This is a genomic window from Mesorhizobium sp. M0678, from assembly GCF_040320505.1.
Taxonomy (GTDB): domain Bacteria; phylum Pseudomonadota; class Alphaproteobacteria; order Rhizobiales; family Rhizobiaceae; genus Mesorhizobium.
Genome location: NZ_JAMYPT010000005.1, coordinates 138,119 through 153,070 on the forward strand (window position 1 = coordinate 138,119; position 14,952 = coordinate 153,070).

Sequence of the window (14,952 nt, forward strand, 5' to 3'; positions counted from 1 at the left end):
TCGATCTCCGGATAAAGTTGGCCGACGCCGGCACGCGGGCCTCCGCCTTCCTGCTCGACATCGTGTTCATCGCCGTGGCTGCAATCGTGATCACGATCGTCGCGCTGTTCGGGGTGGGAGGCCTTGGCAGCGAGGGATTTCAGCCGCTCTTCGTCGTCTGGATCATCCTGATCTTCTTTCTGCGCAACGCCTACTTCATCGTTTTCGAAGCGGGCCGGCGCGCGGCTACGCCCGGCAAGCGGATCGTCGGCATCCGGGTCGCGTCGCGCAGCGGAGACGGCCTGTCGATCGACCAGGTCATCGCCCGCAACCTGATGCGCGAGATCGAGGTGTTCCTGCCGCTGTCGATCATCGTTGGACGCAGCGGGACCGACCTCGCCGACACGCTGACGACGGTGTTCGGACTGGTGTGGGCGCTGCTGTTTGCCTTGTTCCCGCTGTTCAATCGAGACCGCATGCGGATCGGCGACCTGTTGGCGGGGACCTGGGTGGTCGAGGCGCCGAAGCGCGCCTTGCTTGAAGACCTGTCGGCACGGCAGGATCCGGCGGCCGGCGCCTTCCGGTTCAGCCACGCCCAGCTCGATGCCTACGGGATTGCCGAACTCCACAAGCTGGAGGAGGTGCTGCGCCGCGACGACTATTTCGCCCTGCGGACGGTTGCCGAAACGATCGCACGCAAGATCGGCGCAGCACCCCAAGCCCATGACCCGCGCCCGTTCCTGACGGCTTACTACGGCGAGCTACGGGCGCATCTCGAACGCAAGCTGCTGCTGGGCAACCGCAGAGCCGACAAGCATGCGCGGTAGCAGTTGCCGAACAGGTGCAGCTAGCGACAAGCATCGGTGCTGCCCCTCATCCGCCTGCCGGCACCTTCTCCCCGTATAGTGACGGGGAGAAGGGAGATAGACGCAATGTCGACCACTATTCCGCAACGCTGCCAGTTTGCGAAACCATCTGCGATAGCGTCTTTCTCCCCGTCACTATACGGGGAGAAATGCCCGGCAGGGCAATGAGGGGCGGCGCCGACGAACCTGATGAGCCCCTCTCATGAGGCCGGTTCAAATGCCACCCTGCCCTACCCCACCCACTTCTCATAATCGGACACCAGCAGGTGCAGCGGTGCTGTGTCCTCGTCGATGTCCGCGAAGCGGCCGATTGGTTCGCGAAAGACATTGTCGGTGAGATCGTCGTTGACGGTCGAAACCTCGCCGATCAGCACGTCCTTGCCCTCGGCCCAGAAGGCATGCCAGACACCCGGCAGCAAAGTGACGCTCTGGCCTGGGTCGAGCTTCAGGAGCCCACCCGCAGGTAGTCTGTGGATGGTTCCGTCGACAGGCACCGATACTTCGGCCTTCGGATCGATGCCGCCATCGCGATCATGCATGAACAGCTCCAGCACCAGTTTGCCGCCGCCGCGGTTGATGATGTCCTCGGCCTTGATGTTGTGGCGATGCATCGGCGACAACTGGTCCTTGCGCGAGATCATGATCTTTTCGGCATAGAGCATGCCCATGCCCTTCTTCATGTCCTCGTAGCGGCCGTTGCGGACGGTGAACAGGAACAGGCCGAGCTCGTCGAATTTCTCCTGGCCGTAGTCGGTGATGTCCCAGCCGAGCCGGGAGGAGAAGATTGCCGACGAATCCTGCCGACGCGCCTTCATCTCTTCGGGGGTCCAGTAGGCGAAGGGCGGCATGATGTAGCCGAAAGAGCGGATGAAGGCGTCGGCGTCGCGGATGATGTCGTTGATGGCGGAGCGTTTCATGGTCGTGGTTCCTTCCCGTCGCGTTCCAAGCGCTAACCGCATAGCCGAACGCCCATCCGGTGTCGATGCAAACTGCTGTCGCTGGCCCCATGACATGCGGTCCGATCAGGGCCATAAGGTCAACCAATTTTCCGATGGTGAGACCATGCGCAGCATAGACGACCTCGATACGCCGGCGATCCTGATCGATGCCGGCCGCGCCGAAGCCAATATCGCGCGGGCGCAGGCCCATGCCGACCGGCACGGGCTGAAGCTCAGGCCGCACATCAAGACCCACAAACTGCCCTACTGGGCAAAGAAGCAGATCGCGGCCGGCGCCGTCGGCATCACCTGCCAGAAGATCGGCGAGGCCGAGGTCATGGCCGACGCCGGACTGACCGACATCTTTCTGCCCTACAATATCCTCGGGCGGGCCAAGCTGGAGCGCCTCAAGGCGCTGCACGGCCGCGTAACCCTGTCGGTGACAACGGACAGCATGGACACGCTGATGGGACTTGCCGCCACCTTTACCGATCCCGGCCACCGCCTGCCGGTGCTGGTCGAATGCGACACCGGCATGGGCCGCTGCGGTGTGCAGTCGGCCGGCGAGGCAGTCGCGCTGGCGAGCGAGATCGACAAGGTCCGGGGGCTCGTCTTCGGCGGCTTGATGACCTACCCGGGGGCGGGCCGCGCCACCGAGACCGAGGCGTGGCTCGCCGATGCGCAGCAAGCACTTGCCGCAGCCGGCCTTGCTTGCGAGCGCATCTCCAGCGGCGGCACACCCGATATGTGGCGTTCCGGCGAGCACAGCGTCGTTACCGAATACCGGCCCGGCACCTACATCTATCTCGACCGCTACCAGGTCGCCAAAGGCGTCGGCAGCCTCGACGATTGCGCACTGACGGTGCTGTCGACGGTGGTCAGCCACCCAACGCCGATACGCGCCATCCTCGACGCCGGCAGCAAGGCGCTCTCCAGCGATACGCTGGGGCTCGCCGATTTCGGCGAGCTGCTGGGCATTTCAGGCGCAAGGGTGACCAGCCTCAGCGAAGAGCACGGCAACGTCACGCTGTCAGGCGGCGCCGAGCTTCGCATCGGCGAGCGCGTGCGCGTCGTGCCCGACCATTGCTGCGTCGTCACCAACCTGTTCGACGAGGTGCATCTGATCGAAGGCGACAAGGTGCTGGAAACGCTGCCGGTGGCAGCACGCGGGCGGATGGGGTGAGTCCAGCTGGAGCGCGTGCGCTTCAGGTACAAAATCCTTCAAACGCTTATGGGACAGCGCCCCCCTCTGGCCTGCCGGCCATCTCCCCCTCAAAGGGGGGAGATCGGTAGCTTCGCCGGTAGCGCCTCTCTTTCAACATTCGCGATTGGCGAAACGATACGTGACATTCAATCTCCCCCCTGGAGGGGGAGATGGCCGGCAGGCCAGAGGGGGGCGCGAAGGAACTCGACGAAGATCAGCTAGCCTGTCTCGCGGCAACCCGGCGCATCGAAATGACGCGGCGGCGCCAGATCTCGGTGCGCATCGCCATCAGATGCAGCGCAAAGAACAGCACGGTAAAACCAACCGCCATCACCAGCAGCGGCCACAAAAGACTTGGGTCGATGGTCGGGCCGCCAAGACGGAACACCGACGCCGGCTGGTGCAGCGTATTCCACCAGTCGACCGAGAATTTGATGATCGGAATGTTGATGAAGCCGACCAAAGTGATGATTGCGGCGGCCCAGGCGGCGCGCCCGGCATCGTCGAGCGCGCGGGTCAGCGCGATGATGCCGAGATACATCAGGAACAGGATGAAGACCGAGGTCAGCCGCGCGTCCCACACCCACCAGGTGCCCCACATCGGCTTGCCCCAGATCGAACCGGTGATCAGTGCAAGGGCGGTGAAGACGGCGCCGATGGGTCCCGCCGATTTTAGCGCCACGTCAGCCAGCGGATGGCGCCAGACCAGCGTGCCCAGTGCCGAGACCGCCATCAGCGTGTAGCACATCATGGCGAGCCAGGCGAAAGGCACGTGGATATACATGATGCGAACGGTGATGCCTTGCTGGAAGTCCTCAGGCGCCGTGAAGCTCATATAGAGACCCACGCCGAGGACGATGGCGGCCACGCTCGCCAACCACGGCACCACCTTGTCGACCAGCGCGACGAACCGCGTCGGGTTGGCAAGGTCCATCCAGCCGGAGAGGCGTGAAGTCGTATCGCTCATGCGGCTTTACATAGACCGCCGGCGGAGTTGCGGCAACCGCAGCGGCGGTACGTCTTCCCTTCTCCCCTTGCGGGAGAAGGTGGATCGGCGCGTAGCGTCGAGCCGGATGAGGGGTGCTGGACGGAGTGAGGCGCCAATGATCGCCGTGCGCCGAAGTCTGGATTTGGATGAAGATTTGCGCCAAGCTGGAGCACCCCTCATCCGACCTCGCTTCGCGAGGCCACCTTCTCCCGCAAGGGGAGAAGGCAAGCCGCGCTGCTCAGGCGGCTTCGTTCACCGGACGGCTGAGGCGGCGGACCTCCTCGTCGTTGAGCAGGCCGCCGGCGCGCAGCAGGCTGGCGAAGCGACCGTTGCGCAGCGACAGTTCGGTGAACCCGCCCATCTCGACCACCCGGCCCTTGTCCATGAACACGACCAGATCGGCGTCGCGAACGGTGGTCAGGCGGTGGGCGATGATGAAGGTGGTGCGGCCGCGCCGCAATTCGTCGATGGCGTCCTTGACGCGGTCTTCCGTCTCGACGTCGAGCGCGCTGGTCGCCTCGTCGAGAACCAGGATGGGCGCGTCCTTCAGCACGGCGCGGGCGATCGCGATGCGCTGGCGCTCGCCACCGGACAGCTGTCCGCCGCGTTCGCCGACGACCGTGTCGTAGCCCTCGCACTTTGACAGGATGAAATCCTGCGCGGCGGCGGCATTGGCCGCGGCATGGACCTCGTCATAGCTCGCCTCCGCGCGGCCGACGCGGATGTTGTCCTCGATCGAGCGGTTGAGCAGGCCGGCATCCTGGAAGACGGTGGCGATCGAATGGCGCAGCGACTTGCGGGTCACCGTGCGGGTATCGATGCCGTCGATCAGGATGCGTCCGCCGGACGGCGTGAAGACGCGCTGCAGAAGGTTGATGAGCGTCGTCTTGCCGGCGCCCGTCGGGCCGACGATGGCGACGGTCTGGCCGGCCTGGACCTCGAACGACGCGTCGTCGACGCCCTGCCCGGAATTGCCGAACTCGAAGCAGACATTCTCGAAACGCACATGACCGGTGACGTTGACGAGCTCGCGCAGCCCATCGGGCTCGGCGGCGTCGGATGCAGAGTCCTCGAGATGATAGAATTCCTCGAGCTTGGCGCGCGCCTCGGAAATCTGGTTGGCGAAGGCCGACATCTGGTCGAGCCGGGCAATCAGCAGCGTGGCAAAGCCGGTAAAGGCGATGACGTCGCCGATGCGCAACTGGCCGTGCGTCACCAGATAGGCGCCAATCAAGAGCACCACCATCATCGAAATCGTCGACGACAGGCGGTGCAGCGCGTTGGCCATCGCCCACCAGTCGAGCACCGGATTCTGTGCGTCGAGCAGGTTCTTGACGTAGCGCTTCAGCGCCTCGGTCTCATGGCCGATGCGGTTGTAGCTTTGCAGGACGGCGACGTTGCTGACCGAGTCGGTCACATGCGCAAATACCTTGTGGTAGTGCCGCTCCACGGCCGCCTGGCCTTCCTTGGTGCGCCGCATCACCAGCCGTCCGATGCCGACATAGAGCGCGCCAAGCGCCAGCAGCACCATCGACATGCGGATATCCATGCTGAGCGCGGTGGGCACCAACAGGACCAACGCAACCGCGGTCGACAGATGCTGCCGCATGAATTCCAGCCAGAGGCTGAACAAGGTCTCGACCGCGCGCAGGAGCGTGTGCAGGGAATTGGAGGTGCCGCGCTGATGATGCCAGGCAAGCGGCATGGTGATCACGCGCTCGAACGACTGGCAAAGAACCTCGCTGCGCCGCTGGTGGGCAAAGCGGTCGGCGCCGCGCGCCACCAGCACGAAGGCGATGATGTTGAACGCGCCGAGGCCGGCCCACATTGCGAGTGTCGCGAATACCGAGCCGCGGTCCGAAATGGCATCGATCACCCGGCCGAACATGATCGGCTCGAGAATGGCGATAATGGCAAGCGCGACATTCGCCCCGCAGATAAACGCAACGCGTTTCCTGTCGGCAGCGAGATAACCAAGGGCTCGCCAGTAGATTTGCAGAAGTGACACTTCAGCTACTCCGCCAATTATTTATGGTGCAGTGCGTCATTTTTTGACTCGTATCGGTTGACGCGTCGCAAAACAATGCTCGTCTAGCTCTTCCGTTCCCATTCCGCGAACAAAAGATGACGACGCTTCGAAATTTGCCGTGATCGTCTAACAGTTTGAGATAAAAGGTGAAATGTCAGCGTTGCGGCAAAATCATGGCAGATGGAAAGCACTGCCACAATTTTAATCAGCAAGACCCTGGGCACGACGTCTAAAGTCGTGTGCAGGCATTCAGCAAGGTCAAACGCAAATATAACCGGTAGATGCACTTGGAGCGCCCGTGCGTGCCCCTGGGAACGCTAAGCGACGCTCCAAGCCCTTGAATCTAGGCCGGTATTCTGACGACCACCTCGGCACTATCTCCGGCTTTTGGCTCGAAGGACGAAGATTTGGTCTTCGTGCCATTCACTTCAAGTGAGATGGCCCGGGCCTTTTTGTCGCGGACGACGCGTACTTTGATCTCGGCGCCCAGCATCTTCAGGGTTGCCGAATAGCCGTCCCAATGGCTAGGAAGTCTCGGCGTGAACTGGAGGCGCTGTCCGCGGCGCTCTATGCCGAGAATGCTCTCGACCGCAGCTCGATAAAGCCAGCCCGCCGACCCGGTATACCAGGTCCAGCCGCCTCGGCCGCCCTTGTCTTGCCCGGAATAAACGTCGGCCGCGACGACATAAGGTTCCACCCGGTAGCGCTCTGCCGCGGCTTCGTCGAGCGCATGGTTGACCGGATTGAGCATTGAAAGGCAACGGTAGGAATCGTCGGTGCGACCCATCTCGGCTAGCGCAATGACGAACCATGTTGCCGCGTGCGTGTATTGGCCGCCGTTTTCACGGACCCCCGGCGGATAGCTCTTGATGTAGCCCGGGTCCTTTTCCGTCTTCGAGAAGGGCGGGGTGAACAGTTTGGCGATCTTGAGGTCGTCGTCGACGAGCGCTTTCATCGCCTGCGCCATTGCCGTGGTCGACCGCGCCGGGTCGCCCTCGCCCGAAAGCACGCTCCAGGACTGGGCGATCGAGTCGATCTTGCACTCGTCCGACTTGCGCGAGCCGAGCGGCGTGCCGTCGTCGAAGCTGCCGCGCCGATACCACTCGCCATCCCAGGCGGTGCTTTCCAGCGCCCGCTTCAGCACCTCGGCGTGCTTCGTCCAGGCCTGCACGCGCTTGGCATCGCGCTCCGCCTTGGCGACAGCGGCAAAGTCGCCCAGCGTCTTCAGCAGGAACCAGCCCAGCCACACGCTCTCGCCCTTGCCGTGCTCGCCGACGCGGTTCATGCCGTCGTTCCAGTCGCCGCCGAGGATCAGCGGCAGCCCGGCTGGGCTGCTGCGCTTGACGGCAAGATCGAGCGCCCGCGCGCAATGGTCGTAGAGCGAGGCTGTCTTCTTCGAGATTTCTGGGATGAAGAAAGCATCGTGCTCGCCTTCGCCTAGCGCCTGCCCTTCGATGAAGGGCAGTTGCTCCTTCAGGATCGCGGTGTCGCCGGTCACCAGCAGGTAGCGGGCCGTGGCGTGGGCCAGCCAGACGACGTCGTCCGAGATCATGGTGCGGACGCCGGCCTCGGTGCGCGGCAGCCACCAATGCTGCACGTCGCCTTCGGGGAATTGCCGCCGCGCCGCATTGAGTATCTGATCACGCGCCAGCTTGGGGTCATGCGCCAGCAAAGCCAAGGTATCCTGCAACTGATCGCGGAAGCCGAAGGCACCGCTCGCCTGATAGAACGCAGAGCGGGCACGGATGCGGCAGGCCAGGCTCTGATAGGGCAGCCAGTGATTGACCATAGCGTCGAGTGCCTTGTCCGGCGTCTCGACCTGGATTGTGTCGAGAAAGCCGCGCCATGTGCGCTCGTTGTCGGCCAGCCGCTGATCGAAATCCCTTGAGCGATGGGTCTGCACCAGCGCCCTGGCCGCCTCGGGCGAGGCCGCGTCGCCGAGCAGCCAGAGCAGCGTGACGTCGCCGCCGGCAGCGATGTCGATGTCGCGTGCGATGGCCGCGCAGGGATCGTCGCCGGCCTCGACACGGCCGGACAGGCCGGCGCCGCTCAGCACGGCATGCGGAAACTCGCTCGTGCCTTGCCTGCCGATGAACTCGCCGCGATCGGCGGTGACCGAATGCACAGCACCGTCGGCGGCCAGAAAGGCGATCCGCTCGCCGAAATCGAGCCCATAGGGATTTTGCGCCAGCAATGCGCCGGTTGCGGCATCCCTCGACGGAACGATGCTTGCAGCGGTGCGCGAGCGATGGCCGCCAAGAACCCATTCCGCATAGGCGTAGACGCGCAGCCGCATCGGCACCGAACCCGAATTCTGGATGCGCAGCCGCGATATCTTCACCGGATCGACGGGATCGACAACATGGGTCAGGTCCATCGACAGCGGCCCGCGTTTTGAGCGGAACGTCGAAAAACCCTGCCCGTGCCAGGTTTCGTAGGTCATTGTCGGATCACGCACCACGGCAGCCATTGGCGAGAACGCCCTGCCACTGGCATGATCGTAGATATAGATGCCCTCGCCCGGCCGGTTGGTGACCGGATCGTTCGACCATGGCGTCAACTGATAGTCGCGGCTGTTGCGGCTCCAGGTGAAGGCAGCGCCTTCAGCCGATATGTGGAACCCGAACGATGGGTTGGAGATGACGTTGATCCACGGCTGCGGCGTCGTGCGCCGGCCGGCAAGACGCACGACGTAGTGGCGTCCGTCGCCGTCGAAGCCGCCGAAACCGTTCCATTGGTCGAGCCCGCTGCCGTCGACGCGGCCCTCGATCAGTGCCTGGGCCGCAGATGCTTGCGACGTCGGCACCGGCAAGGACGGCTCGCGAAGCGCTGCAAGGTCTGCCGGCTGGAGGGCGGCGTCCCGCGCCTGCAGTGCCGCGGCCTCGGCGCGCTCGATCTGGTCGAAGATGGTGCCGTTGCGCGTATGCAGCACCACCCGAGCGACGGCGAGCAAGGTCCTGTAGGTCGTTTCCTCCATCAGATCGCGGCGCACTGCGAAGATGTGCTGGCGGGGTCCGAGTTCCTTGCCGCGCAACCGGCTGTTTTCGCACAGCGTCTCCACCGCGCGCTGCAGGTCCTGCACGTAGGATGACGCCTGCTCGTTGACGACGACAAAATCGATCATCATGCCGCGGGCGCGCATGTATTCCTGGAAGCGAAGCGCCTGGGCGACGATCTCCAGATCGGCGACATCGGCGATCCTGACCAGGAAAATCGGAAAATCGCCGGATATGCTGGTCGGCCACAGGCTGGACTGCCTGCCGAGCCCGGAGACGATGGATTCGCCCGGAAGGCGCAGGAACGGATCGGGATAGATCAGATAGCGCGCCAGCTTCTGCACATTGGCGGCGTCGGACAGGCTGAGGCCAAGGTGCCGGGTCTGCACCTGCGAGCGCGTCCAGGCGAGCATCGCCTGGCGGGCGAAGCTTTCGGGATGGTCGAGCCGTGCGATGGCGGCATCCAATTCGGCGCGATGGGTACCGACGACGGTCCAGAACGTCAGCGAAATCTTCTTGTTGGCCGGCACGCGCACCTGCCGGCGAAGCGATGCGATCGGATCCAGGGTGAAGCCGGAATGGCCCCCAAGCGTGGCGCCGGGATCAAAGGCAGCCGCTTCGGTGATGGTGCGGCCGCGGCCGATGAAGGCGCGCCTGTCGGTTTCCGCCTCGGCGTCTCGCGCCGATCCAGACGGGTCGGTGACGAAATGCACCATGGTGACGTCGGGTTCGTCCTTTTCGCGCTTGCCCCTGGTGGCGAAGATCGCGCCGTTGTTCGGCGCGATCTCGGTTTCCACGAACATCTTCGAAAAAGCCGGATGGGCATTATCCGAGGGCTCGGAGCCCAGCACCAGTTCGGCAAACGAGGTTACTTCGATATGCCGGTCGGCGGGGCCATCATTGTGGAGCGTCACCCGTCGGCCCTCACCATTGCCTTCCGAGATGACGATGCACTCGACTTCCGAACGCAGCGATCCAATCGATTTGACGAAGCTCGCCTTGTCGTCGGAGAACAGCGTTTGCGCACGCTCGCCGACGGCGCGCTTCGGCTCGGCGGTGGTCGACCACCAGTCTCCGTTGCTGGCGTCGCGCAGGAAAATATAGGAACCAAGGCGATCCTCGGTCGGATCCGGCTGCCAGCGCGTGACGGCAAGTTCGCCCCAGCGGCTGTACCCGGAGCCGGTGGCGGTCACCATGACCGAATAGCGGCCATTGGACATGACACTGGTCGAGCGGAGCGCCCTGAGCGGATCGAGCACGATGCGGGTATCCGGGCTTTCCAGCTCGGTCTCGTCCTTCGAGCGCTCGTCGGCCTCGGTCCTGACGGTCGCAGTCGGGATGTCGCGCGGCGCCCTTTCCTGCAGCAGCAATTCGGCCGACTCGATCACCGGATCGCTGTGGAAGCGGTCGCGCAGGCGCCCTTCGAAGATCGCATCGGCAACTGCGGCAATCGACATGCCGGAGTGGTGGGCCATGTAGTTGAGCACGACGGCGTGGTCGGTGCCCTCGGGAACGCGTTGCGGCGTGAAATCCACCGCGTCGTAAAAACCGTGCCGGCCCAGTGCGCCCAGCCGCCTGAGCTTGGCCAGGTTCTGGACGGATTCATGCGGCGTGAACTGCGCTGCCAGCACGGTCGCGTAAGGCGCGATCACCGTGTTTTGGCCAAGGCCGCGCTTCAGGCCGAGCCCGGGCACGCCGAAATTGGTGTACTGATAGGTCAGCTCGCGGTCGCGGGCGTTGTAGGCCGCTTCCGAAATCCCCCAGGGAACGTTCTTCGAACGGCCATACTGGATCTGGCGCTTGATGATGAGCTTGCTGGTCTGGTTGAGAATGCTGCCTTGCGGCTCCTTCATCACCAGTGGCGGCATCAGATATTCGAACATCGAGCCGGACCAGGACATCAGTGCGCCCTGGAAGCCGATCTCGACGATCGGCCGGCCGAGCCGGAACCAGTGCTCGGTCGGCAAATCGCCCTTGGCGATGGCGAACAGGCTGGTCAGCCGCGCCTCGGAGGCCAAAAGATCGTAGCAGCTTTCGTCGAGCTGATGCTCCTCGACCCGGTAACCGATCGACAAGAGCTTGCGTTCGGGCCGCATCAGGAACGAGAAATCCATCTCGAAGGCGAAACGGCGCGTGCGCTCGCGCAACGTCAGAAGCTTGGCCCGCAATGCCGCGACGGCGTTTTCGTCGCTGTGCGCGTCGTGCACATGCGCCTCGCAGGTGGCTTCGAGCCTGGCCGCCCAATCGGCGATGGTGTCGCTCTGGGTCGACGCGGCCTCGGTGTGGATGGCTGTCGCGAGCTTGCGTATCTCGCCGGCCAGGACGGCCAGGTTGATGGTACGGATCGACGCCATCTCCGGCTGCGCCTTGATCAATTCGACCGCCCGCCGCATGCCGTCGAGACGGTCGGCGAGCCGCTGGCGCAATGGCCGCAATTGACGCCGGTCGTCGGGCAGTTCCTCAAGGCTTTCGTCGAGGATGGTGACGGTGTCGAGGATGCCTTCGAAGTCGCCCTGCACATGCACCGACGGCGCTTCGGCCCATTCGGCGCAGGCAGCGGCCACGGCCACCAGATGGCCGGCGAGATTGCCGCTGTCGACCGCCGAAATGTACAGCGGGTAGAGCGGCTTCAGGGTCGTCGTGTCATACCAGTTGAAGAGATGGCCGCGATCGCGCGGCATGCTCTCGATGGTCGACATGGTCGCGTCGATGCGGTTGACGGCGTCGGAGAGGCTGATCCAGCCGAAATCGCGTGCCGAAATCACCGACAGCAGGTAGACGCCGATATTGGTCGGCGAGGTGCGGGGCGCCACCACGGGGGCCGGGCTTTCCTGGAAATTATCCGGCGGCAGATGGTGATGCTCGGCCGTCACGAAGGTCTCGAAATAGTGCCATGTACGCCGCGCCACGGTGCGCAGCGCGTGGATGTCGGCGGCCGATATGCGCAGGCGGTCCTCGGTTTCGGCCGAACGGCTGATCCAGCAGGCGATGGCGGGCGAGCCGATCCAGAACAAGGCAAAGAAGAAGGCGACGAAGGCGCCGGTGGAATCGGCCAGCACCGGGACGGCGAGGCCGACAACGCCGATGATCACGGCGCCGTACATGATGCTGTAGTAGGAGCCGAGATCGTTGTCGCCGCCCTTGTGTGCCTGCGAGGCGGTGCGCCATTCGAGCAGGTTCTGGCGGCTGACGAACAGGCGGTAGAGCGTGCGGATGATCGCGTCGCCCATCATCCAGGCAAGGTGCGCCATCAGCACGATCTTCAGGGCCACCAGGGCGGTGCCGAAGGCAACGTCGCGCGCCAGTGCCGAGAAATGGCCGCGCGGCGTCTGGTCGCCGCTCTTCGGCAGGATGGCGTCGACGATGTCGAAAGTGGGCGCCATGAACAGCGTGAGGATCAGCAGCGCCTGCCATTGGGCGGCCTGCGTGAAGGGCAGCAGCGTCCAGCCGGCGATCGCGGCCATCACCCAGAAGATCGGCGTCACCGAGCGGCGCAGATTGTCCACCATCTTCCAGCGCGACAGCGCCGGCACGTTTGAGCGCGGGCCAAGAATGAAGCCCAGAAGCTGCCAGTCGCCGCGTGCCCAGCGATGGTGGCGCGACGCGTCGACCGAATAGCGGGTCGGATAGTCCTCGACCAGTTCGACGTCGGTGACCAAGGCCGAGCGCGCCAGGGCGCCTTCGAGCAGATCATGGCTGAGGATGGTGTTTTCCTCGATGCGGCCCTTCAACGCCGCCTCGAAGGCGTCGACATGGTAAAGACCCTTGCCGGTGAAGGAACCGTCGCCGAAGATGTCCTGGTAGAGGTCCGACACGGCAAAGACGTACGGATCGAGCCCGCGATTGGCGGAAAAGACACGCTGAAAGAACGATGCCTCGTCGCCACTGGTCAGCGACGCGGTGATACGCGGCTGCAGGATGGAATAACCTGCCGTAACCTCGCGCCGTGCGACATCGAAATGCGGACGGTTGAGCGGGTGGCAAAGCTTGCCGGCCAGCGCAGCGACGGCGTCGCGGGTGGTGCGGGTGTCGGCGTCCAGCGTCATCACGTGGACGACGCTCTCCGGCAATGGCACTTCCAACGGCAGGAAGGTGGTGTCGCTGTCCCCGCGCAGCAGAAGGTTCAATTCGTGCAGCTTGCCGCGCTTGCGCTCCCAGCCCATCCAGACGCCTTGCGATGCGTTGTAGAGCCGGCGCCGATGCAGCAGATAAAAGCGCGGCGCCCCTTCCGAGGGATAGCGGGCGTTCAGCCTGGCGATTTCGGCGCGGGCGAATTCGAGGATTTCGACATCCGCCGTATCGATCTCGGTCTTCGAGTCCGGCCAGTCGGAAAGCAGCGCGAAATAGACTTCGCCCGCCGTGTTGGCGAGGTGATGCACCTCGATGTTGCGGATGTTCTCCTCGACATCGTCGCGCGAGCCGATCAGCGACGGCACCACCACCAGCGTGCGCGCCTCGGGCGGCACACCGTGCCTGAAATCATAGCCGATGAGACGCGTCGGCTTCAAAAACAGCGAGACGACGGTGTTGAAGAATGCGAGCGCGCCTTCGCTGGCCGGCACCGCGAACAGGGCCAGCATCAGGACGATCGACGGCACCGACAGGCCGAGATTGGCAAGCGCATTGCCGGAAACGACCAGAAGCAGGACCGTCAGCGCAAACACCGGCACGACGATGCCCAGCCATCCGGTCTTGCGGAAGGTCCGGTTGAGCGTCTTGCCGATGGTCGGCCGGTAGCCGATCGACCGCTCGAGCTCCTGCCGGCGCGGGCCGACCAGAAAGAAGCCGACGTCGGTGTGAGCGATCGGACCGCTTTCGGAGCCCGGTGCATCGGCAGCATGGCCGGCGAGCTCGATCGCCCTTTCGGCAACGCGAAATTCGGAGAGATCGGAACGGCGCGCCAGCTCCTCGATCGCAGTCCGGTATTGGTCGCGCGAAAAGAAATCGAGCGCGGCGAAATCGGTGCGTTCGCGCAGCAAGGTGTCGATGCGGCTGACGCCCTCGAACCACACCGTCCAGTCGATGTCGTTGATCAGGCGCAGGCCGCGGATGATGTTGCCGGTGGTCACGTTGCCGCTGGACAGCGTGTGGTGCTCGCTGAGGATGATCTCCTCGGCGTCGGAGCCGGTCCTTTCCAGCTCGCCCTCCAGCCATTCCAGCGCCCTGCCGGCATTTTGCGAGCCGTCACGCAGCCGGTAGAGCAACTGGGTGGCGAAGGTGGTGTCCTGCGCATGGGCGCTGTAGTGGGAAAGTATCGCCTGCCGGTCGGCGCTGTCGTCCGTCGCCAGCACACGGTCGGCGACCTCGTTGGCGATCTGGCGCAGTTCCCGCGTGCGATTGACGCGGACCGCGATCCGGCGAAGGTTCTCGATCAGGACGAAGCGCAGCAGCGACGGCAGCGCCCATAATTCGCCAATCTTCAGCGGCTCGACGGACTGGAAGCCTTCGACAATCGCCTTGAACATGGCCGACGAGACGGAACTGTCGGAATGCGCGACATAGGTCCACGCGACCGCCAGTGCGCGCGGCACGCTGGATCCATCCGACAGTTTCAGCGTCGGCAACTGGCGGTAGAAGCGGCGCGGCAGGTCGCGCTTGACCTGAAAAATGGTCTCCTCGACCAGGTAGTTGTTGTCGAGCAGCCACTGCGCCGCGGGCGTGATCGTTTCGCCCCTCGCCTGGGCAGCGTTGGTGGAACGGTAGACATCGAGAATTTTCCTGGCGCTGTCGCGGATGCGCGCCTGAAAATCGAAAGGCGTCAGACCGAACAAGTCCTTGGCGTCGCCATTGGCAAGGGCTGCGCCCAAAGCGCGCAGCCGATCTTCCGGCAGGAAATTGGAGCGTATCGGCACGTCGGTGACAGCCGGGAAGCTGGCGCTCGTCTTTTCGATCTGTGCGAGATTGGTCTGGATATTCATCTAAGGTTCCGTGTTGGGGACGCAGTGCGGCGTC

Annotated in this window: 6 protein-coding genes; 2 read left to right on the top strand and 4 right to left on the bottom strand. The window is 64.1% G+C overall.

Features of this window, described 5'->3' with window-relative positions:
* Positions 1-17 precede the first annotated feature (17 nt).
* Positions 18-806, top strand: coding sequence for an RDD family protein (locus tag NKI29_RS11830; protein WP_352724516.1), 789 nt, complete (start codon positions 18-20; stop codon positions 804-806).
* 269 nt (positions 807-1,075) lie between these two features.
* Here NKI29_RS11830 and NKI29_RS11835 read toward each other — a convergent pair whose 3' ends face one another.
* A complete protein-coding gene (locus NKI29_RS11835) occupies positions 1,076-1,762 on the bottom strand; it encodes a D-lyxose/D-mannose family sugar isomerase (RefSeq protein WP_352457149.1) in 687 nt (228 codons plus the stop codon).
* 145 nt (positions 1,763-1,907) lie between these two features.
* Here NKI29_RS11835 and NKI29_RS11840 point away from each other — a divergent pair, with 145 nt between their 5' ends.
* On the top strand, positions 1,908-2,966 hold the full coding sequence (locus tag NKI29_RS11840) for a D-TA family PLP-dependent enzyme (protein ID WP_352724515.1): 1,059 nt from the start codon (positions 1,908-1,910) through the stop codon (positions 2,964-2,966).
* A 235-nt stretch (positions 2,967-3,201) separates the two neighbouring features.
* Here NKI29_RS11840 and NKI29_RS11845 read toward each other — a convergent pair whose 3' ends face one another.
* From NKI29_RS11845 to NKI29_RS11855, 3 genes are all read right to left on the bottom strand, one after another.
* Positions 3,202-3,954: a heme ABC transporter permease gene (locus NKI29_RS11845; protein ID WP_352571512.1), complete on the bottom strand. Its 753-nt coding sequence runs from the start codon at positions 3,952-3,954 to the stop codon at positions 3,202-3,204.
* 259 nt (positions 3,955-4,213) lie between these two features.
* Positions 4,214-5,983 (bottom strand): glucan ABC transporter ATP-binding protein/ permease, encoded by a 1,770-nt coding sequence (locus NKI29_RS11850; RefSeq protein WP_352571513.1) that lies wholly within the window; start codon positions 5,981-5,983, stop codon positions 4,214-4,216.
* A gap of 364 nt (positions 5,984-6,347) precedes the next feature.
* Positions 6,348-14,918 (bottom strand): glycoside hydrolase family 94 protein, encoded by an 8,571-nt coding sequence (locus NKI29_RS11855; RefSeq protein ID WP_352796304.1) that lies wholly within the window; start codon positions 14,916-14,918, stop codon positions 6,348-6,350.
* Positions 14,919-14,952 lie beyond the last annotated feature (34 nt).